Annotated in this window: 16 protein-coding genes; 5 read left to right on the top strand and 11 right to left on the bottom strand. The window is 63.5% G+C overall.

Translation table 11 applies throughout. From position 1 onward, the window contains the following. Positions 1–1161, bottom strand: a complete 1161-nt coding sequence (locus tag LOY54_RS26250; RefSeq protein WP_258608558.1) for an AAA family ATPase — start codon at positions 1159–1161, stop codon at positions 1–3. Between the two features lie 144 nt (positions 1162–1305). On the opposite strand from LOY54_RS26250, the gene LOY54_RS26245 reads away from it, so the two are divergent. Genes LOY54_RS26245 through LOY54_RS26235 form a run of 3 tightly spaced genes read left to right on the top strand, consistent with a single transcriptional unit; the run spans position 1306 to position 6508 of the window. After that, the gene (locus LOY54_RS26245) at positions 1306–2397 is read left to right on the top strand and encodes an efflux RND transporter periplasmic adaptor subunit (protein WP_093378311.1); all 1092 of its coding nucleotides are present in this window, start codon (positions 1306–1308) and stop codon (positions 2395–2397) included. Continuing rightward, a complete protein-coding gene (locus LOY54_RS26240; RefSeq protein ID WP_258608557.1) occupies positions 2394–3464 on the top strand; it encodes an efflux RND transporter periplasmic adaptor subunit in 1071 nt (356 codons plus the stop codon). The genes LOY54_RS26245 and LOY54_RS26240 overlap by 4 nt, the downstream gene beginning before the upstream one ends. Beyond that, positions 3461–6508, top strand: a complete 3048-nt coding sequence (locus LOY54_RS26235; RefSeq protein ID WP_093378316.1) for an efflux RND transporter permease subunit — start codon at positions 3461–3463, stop codon at positions 6506–6508. The genes LOY54_RS26240 and LOY54_RS26235 overlap by 4 nt, the downstream gene beginning before the upstream one ends. Before the next feature lie 78 nt (positions 6509–6586). On the opposite strand, the gene LOY54_RS26230 is transcribed toward LOY54_RS26235, so the two are convergent. The 10 genes from LOY54_RS26230 to LOY54_RS26185 all read right to left on the bottom strand — a co-directional run bounded on the left by LOY54_RS26230 (position 6587) and on the right by LOY54_RS26185 (position 16623). Next, positions 6587–7231 carry a methionine ABC transporter permease gene (locus LOY54_RS26230; protein ID WP_093378325.1) on the bottom strand — a complete coding sequence of 215 codons (645 nt, stop codon included), beginning with the start codon at positions 7229–7231 and terminating at the stop codon, positions 6587–6589. Continuing rightward, positions 7221–8351 carry a methionine ABC transporter ATP-binding protein gene (locus LOY54_RS26225; protein WP_195885273.1) on the bottom strand — a complete coding sequence of 377 codons (1131 nt, stop codon included), beginning with the start codon at positions 8349–8351 and terminating at the stop codon, positions 7221–7223. Before LOY54_RS26225 ends, LOY54_RS26230 begins: the two co-directional genes overlap by 11 nt. 1 nt (position 8352) lies before the next feature. Further along, on the bottom strand, positions 8353–9156 hold the full coding sequence (locus LOY54_RS26220; RefSeq protein ID WP_258608556.1) for a MetQ/NlpA family ABC transporter substrate-binding protein: 804 nt from the start codon (positions 9154–9156) through the stop codon (positions 8353–8355). After that, complete coding sequence (locus LOY54_RS26215) at positions 9149–10540, bottom strand: LLM class flavin-dependent oxidoreductase (protein ID WP_258608555.1); 1392 nt, start codon at positions 10538–10540, stop codon at positions 9149–9151. The genes LOY54_RS26220 and LOY54_RS26215 overlap by 8 nt, the downstream gene beginning before the upstream one ends. Then, positions 10540–11745 carry an SfnB family sulfur acquisition oxidoreductase gene (locus LOY54_RS26210; RefSeq protein ID WP_258608553.1) on the bottom strand — a complete coding sequence of 402 codons (1206 nt, stop codon included), beginning with the start codon at positions 11743–11745 and terminating at the stop codon, positions 10540–10542. Before LOY54_RS26210 ends, LOY54_RS26215 begins: the two co-directional genes overlap by 1 nt. A 22-nt stretch (positions 11746–11767) precedes the next feature. Further along, positions 11768–13009 (bottom strand): SfnB family sulfur acquisition oxidoreductase, encoded by a 1242-nt coding sequence (locus tag LOY54_RS26205; RefSeq protein ID WP_258608551.1) that lies wholly within the window; start codon positions 13007–13009, stop codon positions 11768–11770. Positions 13010–13287: 278 nt separating this feature from the next. Continuing rightward, positions 13288–14049: an L-cystine ABC transporter ATP-binding protein TcyN gene (tcyN, locus tag LOY54_RS26200; protein ID WP_045201142.1), complete on the bottom strand. Its 762-nt coding sequence runs from the start codon at positions 14047–14049 to the stop codon at positions 13288–13290. A 3-nt stretch (positions 14050–14052) separates the two neighbouring features. Beyond that, positions 14053–14718: a cystine ABC transporter permease gene (gene tcyL, locus LOY54_RS26195; RefSeq protein ID WP_258608549.1), complete on the bottom strand. Its 666-nt coding sequence runs from the start codon at positions 14716–14718 to the stop codon at positions 14053–14055. Continuing rightward, positions 14718–15518 (bottom strand): cystine ABC transporter substrate-binding protein, encoded by an 801-nt coding sequence (gene tcyJ / locus LOY54_RS26190; RefSeq protein ID WP_258608547.1) that lies wholly within the window; start codon positions 15516–15518, stop codon positions 14718–14720. Before tcyJ ends, tcyL begins: the two co-directional genes overlap by 1 nt. 106 nt (positions 15519–15624) lie before the next feature. Next, positions 15625–16623: a D-cysteine desulfhydrase gene (locus LOY54_RS26185; RefSeq protein ID WP_258608545.1), complete on the bottom strand. Its 999-nt coding sequence runs from the start codon at positions 16621–16623 to the stop codon at positions 15625–15627. Between the two features lie 192 nt (positions 16624–16815). On the opposite strand from LOY54_RS26185, the gene epsC reads away from it, so the two are divergent. Continuing rightward, the gene (epsC, locus tag LOY54_RS26180) at positions 16816–17748 is read left to right on the top strand and encodes a serine O-acetyltransferase EpsC (protein ID WP_045201146.1); all 933 of its coding nucleotides are present in this window, start codon (positions 16816–16818) and stop codon (positions 17746–17748) included. 173 nt (positions 17749–17921) lie between these two features. Next, complete coding sequence (betT, locus tag LOY54_RS26175) at positions 17922–19922, top strand: choline transporter BetT (RefSeq protein WP_045201147.1); 2001 nt, start codon at positions 17922–17924, stop codon at positions 19920–19922. Positions 19923–19925: the final 3 nt, after the last annotated feature.

Genomic DNA, 19925 nt, shown 5'->3' with positions numbered 1-19925 from the left:
TCACTCCGGCCAGTGCCAGGCCGGCTCATCCAGCATCCCCTGACCGGCAACGCGGGTCTGCCCCAGCACCTTCTCCAGCACGATCGAATTGCAGCTCGCATCCTGTTCCAACGCGGCCACCAATCTTCGTGCATGCGACACCACCCACACCTGACACTGCTCCGAGGCACGAACGATCAAGCGCGCCAACGCTGGCAGCAAATCCGGGTGCAAGCTGGTTTCCGGCTCGTTCAGTACCATCATGGTCGGCGGCCTTGGCGTCAGCAGCGCGGCGACCAGCAGCAGGTAGCGCAAGGTACCGTCTGACAGTTCGGCGGCGCTCAGCGGCCGCAACAAGCCCTCTTGATGAAACAACACCCCGAACGCCCCACCCGGCACGGCATCGATCTCCAGGCGTGCGCCGGGGAAGGCATCGGCGATGGTTGCCTGCAAGGCCTGCGGGTCGCCGATCTCGATGATGGTCTGCAGCGCGGCGGCCAGGTCGCGGCCGTCGTGGTGCAGTACCGGCGTGCGCGTACCCAGTTGCCGGCGGCGGGCCGGGGCATCACGGTCGGTGCGAAAGTGATCGTAGAAGCGCCAGCCACGGATGCGCTCACGCAGCAGCAACACCTCCGGTGAGGAGCGCAGGTTGCCGACCTGGTCGAACAGGCTGTCGAAGCTCGGCGTGTGCTGCGCCTGCACCTCCCATTGGCGGCCTTCACGGACCTTGACCATCGGCCCCTGGCGGTCCACCAGCAGGCTGGCCGGGCGGTACAACGGACCTGCCCAGATGCTTTCGCGCTTGATCTGCGGGTCGAGGGCGAAAGATGACCTGCTTGGCTCCGGCAGGCCGAGACCGATGGCGTAGCCGAATTCTTCGTCGCCAAAGCCCAGGCGCAAGCGCCGTGCATGCTGGCGCGGGCCGCCCTGGATGGCGACTTCGCCGTTGCTCATGCGCCGGCTGATCTGCTCGGGGCCGGCCCAGAACGTCGACTCCAGCCCGCCCTCCACCGCCAGGGCGTTGACCACACCGCCTTGCGCCGTTTCGGCGAGCAGGCGCAGGGCCTTGTACAGGTTGGACTTGCCGCTGCCGTTGGGCCCGGTGATGACGTTAAGGCGTGCCAGTGGCAGCACCAGGTGATTGATCGAGCGGTAGTTGGCGACAGCCAGGGTGGTCAGCATGGCAGCGTCCATTCAGGTAAAGAGGGCAGTATCGCCGATTCCGCGTGGTGAACGAATTGTGTACACCGACAAGCGATCAAGGGAACCCTGATCTACGCTAACACTCGCATTCCTAAATAGATCTGGCACATGCAAGGAGCCTGCATGAGGGTGTTGCGTCCTTTATCGCTCGTCTGCCTGGGGGTGTCGCTGGTGCTGACGGGATGCGGGGAGAAAAAAGCCCCTGAAGCCGAACTGCCCAGGGTTGGTGTTCAACGTGTTCAGCCCAGTGATTTCGCAGCGTCCGTAACCCTGACCGGCGATGTTCAGGCGCGGGTGCAGACCGATCTTTCCTTTCGCGTGGGCGGCAAGATCATTGCCCGCAGCGTCGATGTCGGCGATCACATCAAGGCCAACCAGGTACTGGCCAGGCTTGACCCCAAGGACCTGCAAACCAACGTCGACTCGGCCAAGGCCGAGGTCTTCGCCGAGCAGGCGCGCGTGACCCAGACTGCCGCGGCCTTTGTTCGCCAGCAAAAACTGCTGCCCAAGGGCTACACCAGCCAGAGCGAATACGATTCGGCCGAAGCCGCCTTGCGCAGCAGCCAGAGCGCACTCAAGGCCGCCCAGGCGCAACTGGCCAACGCCCGAGAGCAGTTGAGCTACACCGCGCTGGTCGCCGAGGCGGACGGGGTGATCACCGAGCGCCAGGCCGAGGTCGGCCAGGTGGTTCAGGCCACGGTGCCGATCTTCAGCCTGGCCCGCGATGGTGAGCGCGATGCGGTGTTCAATGTCTACGAAGCCTTGCTGGTGGCCCCGGCCACCCGTGAGGCAATCAAGGTCAGCCTGGTGGATAACCCGAAAATCCAGGCTCAGGGTTACATCCGTGAGGTCACCCCGACGGTTTCGGCGCAAAGCGGCACGGTGCAGGTCAAGGTGGCATTGAATGATGTGCCGCCCGGCATGGACCTGGGCTCGCCAGTTACTGCCACCGGCAAAGTTCAGGGCAAGCCGAGCGTAGAGTTGCCCTGGTCAGCGCTGACCAAAGACCTGCATGAGCCGGCGGTGTGGCTGGTGGGCGAGGGTGACAAGGTGCGCTTGCAGAAGGTCAAGGTGATGCGCTACCTGACCGGCAAGGTGGTGGTGGGCGATGGCCTCAAAGGTGGGGAAACCGTTGTGGTAACGGGCGGGCAACTGTTAAATCCGGGCATGCAGGTGGAAATCGCGCCGCTCAAGGACAGCGGGGTGGCGCAATGAAAACAATCACGTTTGTCTTGGGCGGCGCACTGCTGCTCGTAGGTTGCGGCAAGCAAGCCAGTGCGCCAGAACCTGTGCGACCAGTGCTGTCGGTCATTGCCCAGCCACAGGTACAGGCCAATCTTGGACGTTTCGCTGGCAGCATCCAGGCCCGTTTTGAAAGCACCCTGGGCTTTCGTGTGGGGGGCCGGATTGCCCGGCGCTGGGTCGATGTCGGCAGTCAAGTGCAACCAGGCGATGTGCTTGCCAGCCTTGATCCCACCGACCAGCGCAACCAGTTGCGCGCCGCTGAGGGCGACCTGGCGAAGATCCAGGCGCAGTGGATCAACGCCCAGGCCAACGCCCGACGTCAGCAGCAGTTGTTTGATCGCGGCGTGGGTGCGCAAGCCCAGCTGGACATCGCGCAGACCGACCTGAAGACCACTGGAGCCTCCCTGAAGCAGGCGCGGGCGGCGGTTGACCAGGCCCGTGATCAACTGGGTTACAGCGAGCTGAAGGCCGACCATGGCGCCGTAGTCACCAATTGGCAGGCCGAGGCCGGGCAAACGGTGAGTGCCGGCCAGGCCGTGGTGACCCTGGCGCGACCGGATATCAAGGAAGCGGTGATCGACCTGCCGACCAGCCTGGCCGAGCAATTGAACACGCAGCTTCAGTTCCTGGTGGCCTCGCAACTGGACCCGGATATCAACACCACAGCGACCCTGCGTGAGCTGGAGCCGCAGGCCGATGCCACCACCCGCACCCGTCGCGCCCGCCTGACCTTGGTCGATACGCCGAATGCGTTCCGTCTCGGCACGGCTATCAGCGTCACCCTGACCTCGGCGGTTTCGCCACGCACCGAACTGCCGGCGTCGGCCTTGCTCGAAAGCGACGGCAAGACCCGGGTATGGGTGGTCGATCCGCAGCAAAAAACCGTCGCCACACGTGATGTGAAGCTGCTTGAGCGTACCCCTGGCAGCGTAGTGCTGGCCTCGGGCGTACAGCCTGGCGAGCGAGTAGTAACCGCCGGTGTAAACAGTCTCAAACCGGGCCAGAAGGTCATCGTCGACGAGGAAGACCCGCAATGAATGGAAGCTTCAACCTGTCGGAGTGGGCGCTGAAGCACCAATCCTTTGTCTGGTACCTGATGTTCGTCGGCTTGCTGATGGGCGTGTTTTCCTACATGAACCTGGGGCGTGAGGAAGACCCTTCGTTCACCATCAAGACCATGGTCATTCAGACCCGCTGGCCGGGTGCGACCCAGGATGAAACGCTGTACCAGGTCACCGACCGCATCGAAAAGAAGCTCGAAGAGCTGGACTCCCTCGACTATGTGAAAAGCTACACCCGCCCTGGCGAGTCGACCGTTTACGTCAACCTGCGCGACACCACCAAGGCGGCGGACATCCCGCAGATCTGGTATCAGGTGCGCAAGAAGATCCAGGATATTCGCGGCGAGTTTCCCCAAGGCATTCAGGGCCCGGGTTTCAACGATGAGTTCGGTGACGTGTTCGGTTCGATCTACGCCTTTACCGCCGATGGCCTGAGCATGCGCCAGCTGCGCGACTACGTCGAACAGGTGCGCGCCGAGATCCGTGAAGTGCCCAACCTGGGCAAGGTGGAAATGATCGGCACCCAGGACGAGGTGCTCTACCTGAACTTCTCGACCCGCAAGCTGGCGTCGTTCGGCATCGACCAGCGCCAGGTACTGCAGGCCCTGCAGAGCCAGAACGCAGTCACCCCGGCCGGGGTGATCGAGGCCGGTCCCGAGCGCATTTCGGTACGCACCACCGGCCAGTTCGCCTCGGAGAAAGACCTCGAGGCGGTCAACCTGCGCATCAACGACCGTTTTTTCCGCCTGGCGGATATCGCCGAGATCCAGCGAGGCTTTGTCGACCCACCCGCGCCGATGTTTCGCTACAACGGCCAGACCGCCATTGGCCTGGCCATCGGTATGAAGGCCGGCGGCAACATCCAGGTGTTCGGTGCCGACCTGCACAAGATGATGGACCGCGTGGTCTCCGAGTTGCCGGTTGGTGTTGGCGTGCATACGGTGTCTGACCAGGCGGTGGTGGTAGAGGAGGCCGTGGGCGGCTTTACCAGCGCCCTGTTCGAGGCGGTGGTGATCGTCCTGGTGGTCAGCTTCATCAGCCTCGGGGTACGCGCCGGTCTGGTGGTGGCCTGCTCGATTCCGCTGGTGCTGGCCATGGTCTTCATCTTCATGGAATACAGCGGCATCACCATGCAGCGGATCTCCCTGGGCGCGCTGATCATTGCCCTGGGCCTGTTGGTGGACGATGCGATGATCACCGTCGAGGTCATGGTCACGCGCCTGGAAATGGGCGAGAGCAAGGAGCAGGCAGCCACCTTCGCCTACACCTCGACCGCCTTTCCGATGCTTACCGGTACCCTGGTGACGGTCGCGGGCTTCGTGCCGATCGGCCTCAATGCCAGCTCGGCAGGGGAGTACACCTACACCCTGTTCGCGGTGATCGCGGCCGCCTTGCTGGTGTCCTGGGTGGTGGCCGTAGTATTTGCCCCGGTACTCGGCGTGCATATCCTCAGCACCAAGGTCAAACCGCACAGCGAAGAGCCGGGGCGTATCGGCAAGGCCTTTGGCAACAGCCTGCTGTGGTGCATGCGTCATCGCTGGCTGACCATCATCGGCACTGTGTTGTTGTTCGTGCTGGCGGTGTTCTGCATGCGATTCGTGCAGAACCAGTTCTTCCCGTCCTCGGACCGCCCGGAAATTCTCGTCGACCTCAACCTGCCGCAAAACGCCTCGATCGAGGAAACCCGCAAGGCGGTGGATCGCCTGGAAGCGACGCTCAAGGGCGACCCGGATATCGTGCGCTGGAGCACTTACATCGGCCAGGGCGCGATCCGTTTCTACCTGCCGCTGGACCAGCAACTGCAGAACCCGTACTACGCCCAGCTGGTGATTGTCAGCAAAGGCCTGGAGTCGCGCGAGGCATTGATGGCGCGCCTGCAAAAGCGCCTGCGTGAAGACTTCGTCGGCATTGGCAGCAACGTCCAGTCACTGGAAATGGGCCCGCCGGTCGGGCGGCCGATCCAGTACCGGGTCAGCGGCAAGGACATCGATGAAGTGCGCAAGCACGCCATTGCTCTGGCCTCGCTGCTCGACCAGAACGAGCACATCGGCGAGATGATTTACGACTGGAACGAGCCGGGCAAGGTGCTGCGGGTCGAGATCGCCCAAGACAAGGCGCGCCAGCTCGGGTTGTCGTCCGAAGACGTGGCCAATGTGATGAACAGCATCGTCAGCGGCGCGCCGGTGACCGAGGTCAACGACAACATCTACCTGATCGACGTCATCGCGCGCGCCGTAGACAGCGAGCGCGGCACGCCGCAGACCCTGCAAAACCTGCAGATCGTCACCCCCAACGGCACCTCTATCCCGCTGCTGGCCTTCGCCACCGTGCGCTATGAGCTGGAACAGCCGCTGGTATGGCGTCGCGACCGCAAACCGACCATCACCATCAAGGCCTCGGTGCGCGGCGAAATCCAGCCGACCGACCTGGTGGCCGAGCTCAAGCCGCAGATCGACGAATTCGCCAGCAAACTGCCGGTGGGTTACGCCGTGGCCACCGGCGGTACCGTGGAAGAAAGCGGCAAGGCCCAGGGCCCGATCGCCAAGGTGGTGCCGCTGATGCTGTTCATGATGGGCACCTTCCTGATGATTCAGCTGCACAGCGTGCAGAAGCTGTTTCTGGTCGCCAGTGTGGCGCCGCTGGGCTTGATCGGCGTGGTCCTGGCGCTGGTGCCGACCGGCACGCCGATGGGCTTTGTGGCGATCCTGGGGATTCTTGCGCTGATCGGCATCATCATCCGCAACTCGGTGATCCTGGTGACCCAGATCGACGAGTACGAAGCCCAGGGCTACTCGCCCTGGGATGCGGTGCTGGAAGCGACCAACCACAGGCGCCGGCCGATTTTGCTGACTGCGGCAGCGGCGAGCCTGGGCATGATCCCGATCGCCCGCGAAGTGTTCTGGGGGCCGATGGCCTACGCCATGATCGGCGGGATCATCGTCGCCACCTTGCTGACCCTGCTGTTTTTGCCGGCGCTGTACGTGGCCTGGTACAAGATCCGCGAGCCGCAGCGCCAGTGATTACGCCATCGCGGGTCCAGCCCGCTCCCACAGTTGCAACGGTGTATTCTGTGAGAGCGGGCTTGACCCGCGATAAACTCAGCGCTTGTTCAAACCCTTCGCCAACCGGTCCCCACCCAGCTGAATCAACGCCACCAGCACCACCAGCATGACGATCACCGTCAGCATGATCTGGCTGTCGAAGCGCTGGTAGCCATAGCGGTAGGCGATGTCGCCCAGGCCTCCGGCACCGATGGCGCCGGCCATGGCCGAGGAGTTGATCATGGTCACCAGGGTGATGGTAAAGCCGCCAACAATGCCCGGCAGGGCTTCGGGCAGCAGTACATGCCAGACGATATGCCAGCGCCGGCAGCCCATGGCCTGGGCCGCTTCGATCAGGCCGTGGTCGACCTCGCGCAGGCTGACTTCGGCAATGCGCGCAAAGAACGGTGTGGCGGCAATGGTCAGCGGTACCACTGCCGCCCAGACGCCGTAGGTGGTGCCGACGATCAAGCGGGTGAAGGGAATCAAGGCCACCATCAGGATCAGGAACGGAATCGAGCGGAACAGGTTGACGAAGGCGCCGAGCACCCGGTTCAGGGCAGGCGCTTCAAAGATCCCGCCCTTGCCACTGGTGACCAGGATCACCGCCAGCGGCACGCCGGCGAGCAGGGCGATCAGCGATGAGACGCCGACCATCAGCAGGGTGTCGAGCACGCCCTGGAGCAAGCGATCAAACCACATAACCCAATACCTCCACTTGTGCCGCCCATTGCCGGGCGCGCTCAATCACTTGCTCGTGGCGGTGCGGCGAGTTGGCCACCGACACAACAAGCTGCCCCAACGCGCGGCCCTGGATCGGTTCGATGCCGCCTTGCAGCAAGCTGATCCGACCGCCGAGCAAGGCGAATAATGAAGACAATTCCGGCGCCTGCTTGTCTTTGCCACTCACCCGCAAGCTCAACACCAGTGCTGCCTCAGGCCCCGCCGGTTGCGGCTGCAAGCGAGCCTGCAACGCAGCTGGCAGAGCCGGCTGCAAGGGCGCGAGCAGGGTCTTGCTGACCTCATGCTGCGGATCGCCGAACACCTGCCAGACAGCGCCTTGTTCAACGATGCGCCCACGCTCGAGCACCACCACCCGGTGGCAGATATCGCGGATCACCGCCATCTCGTGGGTGATCAACACGATGGTCAAACCCAGGCGCTGGTTGATATCGCGTAGCAGGCCGAGGATCGACTCGGTGGTTTCCGGGTCGAGTGCCGACGTAGCCTCGTCACACAGCAGGATCTCGGGGTCATGCACCAGCGCCCGGGCAATGCCGACGCGCTGCTTCTGCCCGCCGGACAACTGCGCCGGGTAGACGTGATGCTTCTCCTGCAGGCCGACCAGTTCCAGCAATTGGGCAACCTTGCGCTGGCGCTCGGCCTTGGGCACGCCGGCCACCTTGAGCGGCAGCTCGACGTTCTGCCAGACGGTCTTGGCCGACATCAGGTTGAAGTGCTGGAAGATCATGCCGATGCGCCGGCGCAGGCGCACCAGGCGGTCTTCGTCGTACTCGCCGATGTCTACCTGGTCGATCAGCACCCGGCCCTGGCTGGGTTGCTCCAGGCGGTTGATGGTGCGGATCAGCGACGACTTGCCGGCGCCGCTGCGGCCGATGATGCCGAAGATCTCACCGTGCTGGATGTTCAGGTCGATGCCGTCCAGCGCCGGGGCCTGTTGGCCAGGGTACGTCTTGCCGAGGCCAATGAAGCGTACATGGGCGTTGCCCAGCTCCGGGTGCAAGGCCCGTTGCCGGGCCTGTTGCAGGGGCGCGAAAGTGGCCTGCTGCTCCTGCGCCACGCGGGCGCTGATGGCGCTCATTTCAGCTCTCCCAGCCGGCTTGGTAGAGCTTGCCGTGGGCCTGGTCGAGGGCAGCACGCACCACCGGCGAGTGCTGGTAGATGTCGATGAACCTGGCCAGGCGCGGGTCGTCCTTGCTCTGCGGGCGGATGACGAACTGGATCACGTATTCCTTGTGGTCGAGGCCGTCGAACAGCAGCGCCGAAGTGGCGTCGAAGGTCTTGGCCAGGCGGATGTAGGCCGGGTAGCCCTGGACCAGGTCGGCGTCGTCGTAGGCACGCACCAGTTGTACTGCTTCAACCTGGAGGATCTTCAGCTTCTTCGGATTGGCGACAATGTCTTCTTCGGTGGCCTTGTAGCCGACGCCGGGCTTGAGGGTGATCAGGCCGGCCTTGGCCAGCAACTGCAAACCGCGGCCGCTGTTGATCGGGTCGTTGGCGATGGCCACGCTGGCGCCCTCGGGCAGCTCGGCGAAGCTCTTGTACTTTTTCGAATACAGGCCGACGTTGTTGATAATCCCCGGGGCGAAGGGCACCAGGTCGAAACCGGCAGCAGCCTTGGCGTTTTCCAGGAACGGGATGTGCTGGAAGTAGTTCACGTCGATGTCGCCGGCCGCCAGGCTGACATTCGGCGCGATCCAGTCGCTGAACTCGATCAGTTCGACGTCCAGGCCCTGTTTCTTGGCCTCGCTGACGGCGGCTTCAAGCGGGATCGAGAAGGCTGCGGTGGTGCCGACTTTCAGGGCATCGGCGGCCTGGGCGGCGCCGAACAGGCCGAGGCTCAAGGCCAGGGCTGCGACCGGGCGGGCAATAAAGGTCTTAAGCATGCTGTAGCGCTCCCGTCGGGGTCGTGGTGGTGTGGCGATAGCTGGCGCCAGGATGGTCTGCCGGCAGGTGAGGCTGGTCGCTGGCGAAGAGTTTTTCGCGCAGGCTGCCCTGTTCGTAGGCGGTCTTGTACGAGCCGCGGCGTTGCAACTCGGGGATGACCAGGTCGATGAAGTCGACATAGCTTTCCGGGGTGACCGTGCGCGCCAGGTTGAAACCGTCGAGGCCGGTTTCGGCGATCCAGCTTTCCAGCGCGTCGGCGACCTGGGTCGGCGAGCCGATCAGGGTGATGTAGCGCCCGCCCAGAGCGTGCTGTTCGAGCAGCTTGCGCCGGGTCCAGTCGTTGTTCTGCAGGTTCCTGGTGGCAGACTGGATGGCATTGCTTTTCACGTACTGGATCGGCTCGTCCAGTTCGTACTCGGAAAAATCGATAGCGGTGGAACTGGCAAAGTGCGCAACACCGGCCTCGGGGCTGGCATAGCGTAGGTACTCGGCGTGCTTGGCCTTGGCCTGTTCTTCGGTGCGGGCGACGATCACCGTCAGGCCCATGAACACCTTGATGGCTTGCGGGTCGCGCCCGGCTGCGACGGCGGCAGCGCGGACCTTGTCGACCTGGGCGCGGGTGGCGGCCTTGTTCTGGCCGCTGATGAACACGCATTCGGCATGGTTGCCGGCAAAGCCCAGGCCACGCTCGGAGCTGCCAGCCTGGAACAGCACCGGCGTACGCTGCGGCGACGGCTCGCAGAGGTGATAGCCCTCGACCCGGTAGAACTCGCCTTGATGCTTGACCTTGTGCACCTTGTCCGGCTGGGCGTAGATCCGCTGCTGCTGATCATTGAGCACCGCGCCGTCTTCCCAGCTGCCTTCCCAGAGCTTGTACAGCACCTGCAGGTACTCGTCGGCCTGGTCATAGCGGCGGTCGTGCTCGGGTTGCTGGTCCAGGCCCATGGCCTTGGCAGCGCTGTCGAGGTAGCCGGTGACGATGTTCCAGCCGACCCGGCCACGGCTCAGGTGGTCGAGGGTGGAAAGGCGCCGGGCAAACAGGTACGGCGGCTCGTAGGTGAGGTTGGCGGTCAGGCCGAAACCCAGGTTGCGGGTGACCGCGGCCATGGCCGAGACCAGCAGCAGCGGGTCGTTGACCGGTAGCTGGATCGACTCTTTGAGCGGTACATCGACCGACTGCTGGTAGACGTCGTAGACACCGACGATATCGGCGATGAACAGCCCGTCGAACAGCCCGCGCTCGAGCAACTGGGCAAGCTCGGTCCAGTATTCGAGGGTTTTGTACTGGCTCGAGTTGTCCCGCGGGTGGGTCCACAGGCCGTGGTTGATATGGCCAACGCAGTTCATGTTGAAGGCGTTGAGCAGGATCTTTTTCTTGGCCATCAGATGGTGCCCCGCAACGGTGGGTTTTCATCGTTGAGGTAGTAGTTGCCGATGGCGTGGTACTTCCAGCGCACCGGGTCGTGCAGGGTGTGCACCCGGGCGTTGCGCCAGTGCCGGTCGAGGCCATGCTCGGCCAGGGTGGCCTGGCTGCCCGACAGCTCGAACAGAGTGGTGCCGGCGGCGAGGGAAATCTCGGTGCTGATCGCCCGCGCTTCGGCCACGGCGATGGAGGCGGCGGCGACGGTTGCGGCATTGGGCTCGGCCTGGGCGCGGTCGAGGTATTCGCCGGCGCGTTCGAGCAGCGCTTCAGTGGCGTGCAAACGGATCGCCAGATGGCCGAAGGATTTCAGCGTCAGTGGATCTTCGCTGGCCTTATCGACCCCGGAGTCGACCCATGGCCGGCTGCGGGTGCGCACGAAGTGCAGGGCATCTTCGTAGGCGGCGCGGGCGATGCCGGTGTCGATGGCGGCGTGGAGGATCTGCGCCAGCGGGCCGACCGTGGTCGGGCGCTCGAAGGCGCTCTGGAACGGCAGCACGTCTTCGGCGCCAACCTGGACGTTATCGAACAGCACCGACCCGCTGCCGGTGGTGCGCTGGCCGAAGCCGCTCCAGTCGTCGATGACCTTCAGCCCGGTACTGTCTGCCGGGACGAAGGCCAGGCGCTGGATGCCGTCCTCATCGACAACCGAGGTGGGAATGCGCTGGGCATAGAGCGCACCGGTGGCGTAGAACTTGCGCCCGTTGATGCGGTAAGCATCGCCGTCGCGGCTAAGGGCGGTGGTGCGGTCGTGGGCGGTCTTGGTGCCCAGCTCGGCCAGGGCATTGCCAAAGCGCTGGCCGGCCACTACTTCGGCGTACAGGCGCTGCTGTTGCGCCGCGCTGCCGTTGACCCGCAGCACTTCCAGGGCATAGAAGTGGTTCTGCGGGATCTGCCCCAGCGAGGCGTCGGCCTGGGCGATGCGGGCGATGACCTTGGCCAGGGTGACGTTCGATACGCCAGCGCCACCAAAGGCCTTGGGCACGCTGATGCCCCACAGGCCGGAGCGCGAGAACAGTTCAAGTTCAGGGTGCGGCAGGCGTCGTTCGCGGTCGCGCAGGGCGCTGTCGCGGCGCAGCTGAATGGCGATTTCCTCGGCGACTTGCAATGCCTGGGCGTCAGTGTGGATGACCGCGACGTTGGCGTGCGGTTGTGGCAAAAGGCTCATAAACAGGGCTCCAGTGGTCTGGTCAAATCCAGGAGTGCCGGGCAGGCAAGGTACCGTTGAGGTGATAGGCGCCGACGGCGTGGTATTTCCAGCGCACCGGATCGTGCAGGGTGTGCACGCGGGCATTGCGCCAGTGCCGGTCGAGGTTGAACTCGGCTAGGGTGGCGCGGCTGCCGGAGAGCTCGAAGAGCTTCTCGCTGGCCAGCAGCGAAATCTCGGTGGTCAGCACCTTGGCTTCGGCCACGGCAATCGAAGCGCGAGCGGCCGCAGCGGCATCGACCGGCGCGGCGCTGACTTCGTCGAGCACCCGCGCAGCCTTGGAAAGCAGCGCCTGGGCGGCATGCAGTTCAAGCTGCAGGCGGCCGACGTCGGCGATTACATAGAGATCATCGCTGGCACGATCGACCTTGGCGTCGATCCATGGCCGGGCTTTGTCGCGAACGAAGGCGATGGTGTCGGCAATCGCCGCTTCGGCGATACCGGCATCGATGGCCGCCTGGATCAGCTGCGAAGCCGCGCCCTGGATGTTTGCTACTTCGCTCTGTTTCCAGGTGTCGATCACCAGCTCCGCATCGACCTGCACCTTGTCCAGCAGCACGGTGCCGCTGGCGGTGGTGCGCTGGCCGAAACCGGACCAGTCATCGACGATGCGCAGGCCCGGGGTGCCGCGGCGGACAAAGGCCATGGCCTGACGGCCGTCATCGTTCAACGCCTTGACCGCGACCCAATGGGCAAACAGGGCGCCGGTGGAATAGAACTTCTGGCCGCTGAGCACATAGTGATCGCCCTCACGGGTGATCCGTGCCTTGAGGTCCAGGGTGTGCTTGGTGCCGCGTTCCGGCCCGGCATTACCGATGCGCCAGCCATCGAGCACCGAGGTGAACAGCAGCTCTTTCTGCCGCTCTGTGGCGGTGCCTTTGAGCAGTTGCAGGATGCCGAACTGGTTTTGCGGGATCTGCCCCAGCGCCGGGTCGGCGGCGCTGATGATGCGAAAGACTTCCGCGATGGTGACAAACGACACCTGCGCGCCACCAAAGGCGCGCGGGATGCTGATGCTGCCCAGGCCGCTGCGGGTGAACTGTTCGATTTCTGCCCAGGGCAGCTTGCGCTGCTGGTCACGTTTGGCCGCTTGGGTGCGTGCTGCCTCAGCCAGTTCATGGGCTGCCTGCAGGGCTTGTTCGTCGTTGCTCAGCACCTTGGCCGGCAGCAACAGCGGGGCGCTGTCCAGATCGCTGTGGACTGTGGTTTCTGCCAGATTGGACATCAGTACCGCTCCTTGGCTGCACTCAATGCCCTGGCGTTACGCACTGGGGTGATTGTGTTCCTGACCATACCTACCTCACGAATTGAAAACGTCGGCGCGGGTTGCGACGACAAAATTGCGCTGGTCCGGTGGTCCGGTTCATATACCCTAATAGCGTATAAAAATTAAATAAACTAACTTTTAGGAATAAATATAGAAGTACTTGGCGGTCGCTGGACGAACGCCTGCCGGGGCTGGGCAGGCGCTGTAAGAGGGGCGGGGAAAGGTCGGGGAAAAACTCAGTAGCCGGTGTTCTGGGTACCGAGGAACTTGCTCAGGAACTGGCGCGTGCGGTCTTCCTTGGGGTGGGCGAACAGCGCTTTGGCTTCGCCCTGTTCAACGATAACGCCCTTGTCGAAGAAGATCACCCGGTTGGCCACGTCGCGGGCAAAGCTCATTTCATGGGTGACGATGATCATGGTGCGCTTTTCTTCGGCCAGGCCACGAATGGTCGCCAGCACTTCACCGACCAGCTCGGGGTCGAGCGCCGAGGTCGGCTCGTCGAAGAGGATCACTTCCGGCTCCATCGCCAGGGCCCGGGCAATCGCTACCCGCTGCTGCTGACCGCCGGAGAGCTTGCGCGGGTAGGCGGCTTCCTTGCCGGCCAGGCCGACCTTGGCCAGCAGCTTCATGCCCAGGGCCACGGCTTGTTCGTGCGGGGTCTTCTTGACCACCAGCGGGCCTTCGATGACGTTCTCCAGCGCCGTGCGATGGGGGAACAGGTTGAAGTTCTGGAAGACAAAACCGACTTCCTGACGCAACTGGCGGATCAGCCCGCTTTGCTGGCCCAGCGGGCGGTTGGCGTCGATTTCTACCTTGCCGACCTTGATGCGCCCGCTGCTCGGGGTTTCCAGCAGGTTCAGGCAACGCAGGAAGGTGGTCTTGCCCGAGCCGCTGGGGCCGATGATGGCGATCACCTCGCCGGCCTCGACCTTGAGGCTGATGTCATCGAGCACGGTCTGGCCGTTGAACTGCTTGCTCAGTCGTTGTACCTCGATCATGCCTCAGGACTCCTGGTCGTGCCGGTTGACCCGCGCTTCCAGGCGGTTCTGCAGGTGCGCGAGAACGCTGGCCAGCACCCAGTAGATCAGTGCGGCGGCAAGGTACATGGTGAAGATCTCGAAGGTGCGCGCAGTAATCAGCTGCGCCTGGCGGAACAGCTCCGGCACCTGGATGGTGGCGGCCAGGGCGGTGTCCTTGACCAGCGAGATGAAGCTGTTGCCCAGTGGCGGCAAGGCGGTGCGCGCCGCTTGCGGCATGATTGCCCGGCGCATGGCCTGGCCACGGGTCATGCCGATGCTGGCGGCAGCCTCCCACTGGCCGCGGTCGATGGAACTGATCGCGGCGCGGAGAATTTCACAGGCATAGGCGGCCATGTTCAGCGAGAAGCCGATCAACGCTGCCGGCAGCGGGTCGAGCTCGATGCCCAGTTGTGGCAGGCCGTAGTAGATCATGAACAGCTGCACCAGCAGCGGCGTGCCGCGAAAGAACGACACGTAGACTCGCGCCGTCCAGCTCAGCAGCTTGATCGACGACAGGCGCATCAGCGCCAGGCCAAAGCCCAGCAACAGGCCAAAGAACATCCCGCCGAGGCTGAGAATGACCGTAAAGTACGCGCCCTTGAGCAAAAAGGGCGCGGACTCCAGCGCCAGTTGCAAAGCTGCTTCCATTATTGGGTGACGTCAGCGTTGAAGTACTTTTCCGAAAGCTTTTTCAGTGTGCCGTCGGCGCGTAGCTTGTCGAGAGCTTTGTTCACTGCTGCCAGCAGTTCCGGCTCACCTTTGCGCAGGGCAATACCGGCTTCCTGGCGGGAGAAGGCGTCACCGGCGGCAGTGGTGTCCTTGGCTTTCTTGGCGTATTCCAGCGCCGCCAGACGGTCGATCAGGATGGCGTCGATCCGGCCGACGCGCAGGTCCTGGAACTTGGTCGGATCGTCTTCGTAGGTGCGCACGTCTGCGGTCGGCACGTTGGCTTTGACCCACTGTTCGTAGTTGGTGCCCAGGCCCACGCCGACTTTCTTGCCGCCCAGGTCGGCAGCGGACTTGATGTTCAGCTCGGCGGCCTTTTTCGTCAGCACCAGCGCCTGAATCCCGGAAACGGTGTAGGGCGCGGAGAAGTCATACTTCTTCTTGCGCTCATCGGAGATGGTCACCTGGTTCACCACCGCGTCCAGGCGCTTGGACTCCAGTGCCGCGAGGATGCCATCCCACTTGGTTGGCTGCAGCTTGACCTTGACCCCCAGCTCCTTGGCCAGGGCTTTGGAAAGCTCCACTTCGAAGCCGGCCAGCTTACCGTCGGCGTCGACGAAGCTGAACGGTGGATAAGTGCCTTCAAGGCCGATGTTGATCACGCCCTTGTTTTTGATCTGCTGCAGTTGCTCACCAGCGACAGCCTGGCCGAGCAGGCTGGCGCCGAGCAGCAAGCCGAGGCCTGCGGCGACTGCCTGTTTACCGAAAGCGGAAATCTTCATGGTTAGCCCCAATGTTGTTGTGAGTGTGGCGCTGACTATAGGGTGACGCTTTTAGTCTTAAAAATAATATAAATTCATTTTCTTATATTATTTTCAAATAAGTTAGTTAGCCGTTCCAGACCTCAGGGTAGGCGAATAATGCCGGGGCCCCACCGGTATGCAGAAAAATCAGCGGGCCGTCATCGAATCGCTGACGGGCAATACCATCAAGCAGCCCGGCCATGGCCTTGCCGGTGTATACCGGGTCAAGCAGCAAGCCTTCCTGGCTGGCCAGCAGGCGGATGGCGGCGAGGGTACCGGCATTCGGTTCGCCATAGCGCGGGGCGAAGTATTCATCCCACAATTCGATCTTGAACGTGGCCGGCAGGCGCAGGCCCAGCAGCTCGGCGGTGCGCTCGGCCAGGCCCTGGACTTTCGGCCGCTGGTCTTCGTCGCTGCGCGACACGGTCACGCCGATCACCGGCAGGTTCGGCAGTTTTTCTGCCAGGGCGATGGCCAGGCCGCTGTGGGTACCGGCACTACCGGAGGCCAGCAGCACCCCGGCGAACTGTTCGCCGCAATGTTCGATCTGCTCGGCCAGCTCCAGGCCTGCGCGTACATAACCCAGGGCACCGAGGGCGTTGGAGCCGCCAATCGGCACGATGTAGGGCTTGCGGCCACTGGCGTGCAGGCGCACGGCCAGGGCCTGCAGTTGTTCGTCGGCATTGTCGAGGTTATCGACCAGCTCGACCTTGGCGTCGAACAGCTCCAGCAACAGGCGGTTGCCGTTGTGCTGGTAGTTGGCTGAGTCGCTGGCGATCGGGTTTTCCAGCAAGGCTACGCAGGCCAGGCCCAGTTGCGCGGCCAGCGCCGCGGTCTGGCGCACATGGTTGGACTGGATGGCGCCTGCGGTGACCAGGGTGTCGGCGCCCTTGGCCAGGGCATCGGCGGCCAGGTATTCGAGCTTGCGCAGTTTGTTGCCGCCCAGCGCCAACGGCGTGCAGTCGTCGCGTTTGACGTAGATGTCGCGGCCGGCCCAGGCTGACAGCCGATGCAGTTTTTCCAGCGCGGTAGGGGCGCCAAGCAGGTCCAGACGATTGAAGCGGGCAAGCTGTCGGTCGATCATGGGGTCACGTCGGCTAGGTAAAATTCGACTATAGGCAGCCCGGGGCAGGTGGGCAACTCCCGGGCTTATGCCCCCTTTATTGCGTTCTGGAATAAAGGGTTATTTTTTCTGTCGCAGGAAATTGCCGTAAAGTAATCGGCACTTCGGCGGCACCACCATCCACCGACCGCCGCTGCAGCAGGAGAGGTAACCGTGAGCGACAACGCGCAAACAGGGCATTGGCAGTTGCAGACCATCGTCGGCCAGCTGCGTGCCGCCCGCGACCAGTGGCGCAGCAGTAACGGGCGCAGCAGCGGCGAGCAGGGCGGCCGCGAGCTGCCGTCACGCGAGGCCATGCGCCATATTCTCGAGCAGTTGTGTGGTGCCCTGTTCCCCATGCGCCTGGGCCCGGTCGACCTGCGTGAAGAGAGCGAAGACTTCTATGTTGGCCATACCCTCGATGCCGCGCTGACCGCCTTGCTCGCCCAGGCGCGCCTGGAGCTGCGCTACGTGGCGCGCCACGGCAAGCAGGCCACGGCCGAGATCGACGCCACGGCGCTGCGCCTGATCCAGGACTTTGCCGCCGCCCTGCCAAGCCTACGCAGCATCCTCGATACCGATGTGCTGGCCGCTTTTCATGGCGACCCGGCGGCGCGCAGCGTCGATGAAGTGCTGCTGTGCTACCCGGGCATCCTCGCGGTGATTCACCACCGCCTGGCCCACCATCTGTACCGCGCTGGCCTGCCATTGCTGGCGCGGATCAGCTCGGAGCTGGCGCATTCGGCCACCGGCATCGACATTCACCCGGGGGCGCAGATCGGCCCGAGCTTCTTCATCGACCACGGTACCGGCGTGGTGATCGGCGAAACGGCGATCATCGGCGAGCGGGTACGCATCTACCAGGCCGTGACCCTGGGCGCCAAGCGCTTCCCTGCGGACGAGGACGGGCAGTTGCAGAAGGGCCATCCGCGCCACCCGATTGTCGAGGACGACGTGGTGATTTATGCCGGCGCGACTATTCTGGGACGAATCACCATTGGCAAGGGTTCGACCATCGGCGGTAACGTCTGGCTGACCCGCAGCGTGGCGCCGGGCAGCAACCTGACCCAGGCCAATCTGCAGCATGATGACGGTACCCAGAAGTAGGCGATCCGAGGCTTGGCTTGCGGCAACGGGTCGCATCGCGACCCCCATCCATGTTTAACTTGAACGCTTGTTCAAGTTAAAACGGTGGTCCGCTGCCGGTGTTCAACAGGAGGAAACCCTTTGCTGAACCCGTTCAATCCAAGCTTCTCCCCCCTCGGCGAGGTGCACAACCAATGAGTGCACCCAGCTCCGAATCCAGCGGCAAGATCCGCATGAACCCGCCGGTTTTCTACTTCGCGGCGAGCTTTATCCTGATATTCGGCCTGGTGGTCATCAGCAACCCGCAAGCCGCTGGCGAGTGGCTGCTGGCGGCGCAGAACTGGGCGGCCAACACCGTTGGCTGGTACTACATGCTGGCGATGACCCTGTACCTGGTCTTCGTGGTGGTCACCGCCTTGTCTGGCTACGGCAAGATCAAGCTCGGTGCCGACCACGACGAGCCCGAGTTCAGCTACCTGTCCTGGGCCGGCATGCTGTTCGCCGCCGGCATCAGCATTACCCTGTTCTTCTTCTGCGTCTCCGAACCCCTGACCCACATGCTGCAGCCGCCGCAAGGCGAGGCCGGCACGGTCGAGGCCGGGCGCCAGGCCATGCAGTTGCTGTTCCTGCACTGGGGCCTGCATGGCTGGGGGGTGTTTGCCTTTGTCGGCATGGCCCTGGCCTATTTCGCCTACCGCCATAACCTGCCGCTGGCCCTGCGCTCGGCGCTGTATCCGTTGATCGGCAAGCGCATCAACGGTCCGATTGGTTATGCCGTCGACGGCTTCGGCATCATCGCCACGGTGTTCGGCCTGGGCGCCGACATGGGCTTTGGCGTGTTGCACCTGAACTCCGGCCTGGACTACCTGTTCGGCGTGCCGCACACCCAGTGGGTGCAGGTGATCCTCATCACCCTGATGATGGGCGCGGCGGTCGCGGTGGCGGTTGCCGGGGTCGAGAAGGGCGTGCGGGTGATGTCCGACATCAACATGTTCCTGGCCTGCGCGCTGCTGCTGTTCGTGCTGTTCGCCGGCCCTACCCAGCACCTGTTCAACACCTTGATCCAGAACCTCGGTGACTATCTTGGCGCCTTGCCGCGCAAGAGCTTTGACGTTTACGCCTACAACCAGGCCAATGAGTGGCTGGGCGGCTGGACGGTGTTCTACTGGGCCTGGTGGATTGCCTGGGCGCCGTTTGTCGGCCTGTTCATCGCGCGGATTTCCCGCGGCCGGACCATCCGCGAGTTCGTCTTCGGCGTGCTGCTGATTCCGCTGGGCTTCACCCTGGCGTGGATGTCGATCTTTGGTAACAGCGCGTTGTTCCAGGTGCTCGAGCACGGCATGACCGCGCTGGGCCAGTCGGCCCTCGACAACCCGTCGATGACCCTCTACCTGTTGCTGGAAACCTACCCGTGGAGCAAGGCGGTGATCGCCGTCACGGTGTTTATCAGCTTCGTGTTCTTCGTCACCTCGGCAGACTCCGGCACTGTGGTGCTCTCGACCCTCTCCGCCCGTGGCGGCAATGCCGATGAAGACGGGCCGAACTGGCTGCGGGTGTTCTGGGGCGCGATGACCGCACTGGTGACCAGCGGCTTGCTGTTCGCCGGCAGTATCGATTCGCTGAAATCGGCGGTGGTGCTTACCTCGCTGCCGTTCTCGGTGATCTTGTTGCTGATGATGTGGGGCCTGCACAAGGCGTTTTATCTGGAGTCGCAACGACAGATCGCCCAGTTGCATTCGCTGGCGCCGTTCGCCAATTCGCGGCGTGGCCGCGGTGGCTGGCGTCAGCGCCTGAGCCAGGCCGTGCACTTCCCGTCACGCGACGAGGTGTACCGCTTCATGGACGACGTGGTGCGCCCGGCGATTGCCGAGGTGACCGAGGTGTTTAGCGAGAAGGGCCTGCACGTCATCACCCAGGAAGACCCGAGCCACGACAACGTCAGCTTGAAGATCGGCCATGGCGAAGAGCAGCCGTTCATTTACCAGGTGCAGATGCGCGGTTACTTCACGCCGTCATTTGCCTTGGGCGGCCTGGGAACCCAGGAGCTGAAGAACCGTCGTTACTACCGCGCCGAGGTGCACCTGAGCGAGGGCAGCCAGGACTATGACCTGGTGGGCTACAGCAAGGAGCAGATCATCAACGACATTCTTGACCAGTACGAACGGCATATGCAGTTCTTGCATCTGGTGCGCTAAAAG

This window comes from Pseudomonas sp. B21-032, from assembly GCF_024748965.1.
Lineage (GTDB): Bacteria > Pseudomonadota > Gammaproteobacteria > Pseudomonadales > Pseudomonadaceae > Aquipseudomonas.
This window is presented reverse-complemented; position numbering and strand designations above follow the sequence as displayed.

Excerpts from the sequence above, each read along its gene's own strand:
- LOY54_RS26250 (WP_258608558.1), bottom strand. The coding sequence starts at position 1,161 with ATGCTGACCACCCTGGCTGTCGCCAACTACCGCTCGATCAATCACCTG.
- LOY54_RS26245 (WP_093378311.1), top strand. The coding sequence starts at position 1,306 with ATGAGGGTGTTGCGTCCTTTATCGCTCGTCTGCCTGGGGGTGTCGCTG.
- LOY54_RS26240 (WP_258608557.1), top strand. The coding sequence starts at position 2,394 with ATGAAAACAATCACGTTTGTCTTGGGCGGCGCACTGCTGCTCGTAGGT.
- LOY54_RS26235 (WP_093378316.1), top strand. The coding sequence starts at position 3,461 with ATGAATGGAAGCTTCAACCTGTCGGAGTGGGCGCTGAAGCACCAATCC.
- LOY54_RS26230 (WP_093378325.1), bottom strand. The coding sequence starts at position 7,231 with ATGTGGTTTGATCGCTTGCTCCAGGGCGTGCTCGACACCCTGCTGATG.
- LOY54_RS26225 (WP_195885273.1), bottom strand. The coding sequence starts at position 8,351 with ATGAGCGCCATCAGCGCCCGCGTGGCGCAGGAGCAGCAGGCCACTTTC.
- LOY54_RS26220 (WP_258608556.1), bottom strand. The coding sequence starts at position 9,156 with ATGCTTAAGACCTTTATTGCCCGCCCGGTCGCAGCCCTGGCCTTGAGC.
- LOY54_RS26215 (WP_258608555.1), bottom strand. The coding sequence starts at position 10,540 with ATGGCCAAGAAAAAGATCCTGCTCAACGCCTTCAACATGAACTGCGTT.
- LOY54_RS26210 (WP_258608553.1), bottom strand. The coding sequence starts at position 11,745 with ATGAGCCTTTTGCCACAACCGCACGCCAACGTCGCGGTCATCCACACT.
- LOY54_RS26205 (WP_258608551.1), bottom strand. The coding sequence starts at position 13,009 with ATGTCCAATCTGGCAGAAACCACAGTCCACAGCGATCTGGACAGCGCC.
- tcyN (WP_045201142.1), bottom strand. The coding sequence starts at position 14,049 with ATGATCGAGGTACAACGACTGAGCAAGCAGTTCAACGGCCAGACCGTG.
- tcyL (WP_258608549.1), bottom strand. The coding sequence starts at position 14,718 with ATGGAAGCAGCTTTGCAACTGGCGCTGGAGTCCGCGCCCTTTTTGCTC.
- tcyJ (WP_258608547.1), bottom strand. The coding sequence starts at position 15,518 with ATGAAGATTTCCGCTTTCGGTAAACAGGCAGTCGCCGCAGGCCTCGGC.
- LOY54_RS26185 (WP_258608545.1), bottom strand. The coding sequence starts at position 16,623 with ATGATCGACCGACAGCTTGCCCGCTTCAATCGTCTGGACCTGCTTGGC.
- betT (WP_045201147.1), top strand. The coding sequence starts at position 17,922 with ATGAGTGCACCCAGCTCCGAATCCAGCGGCAAGATCCGCATGAACCCG.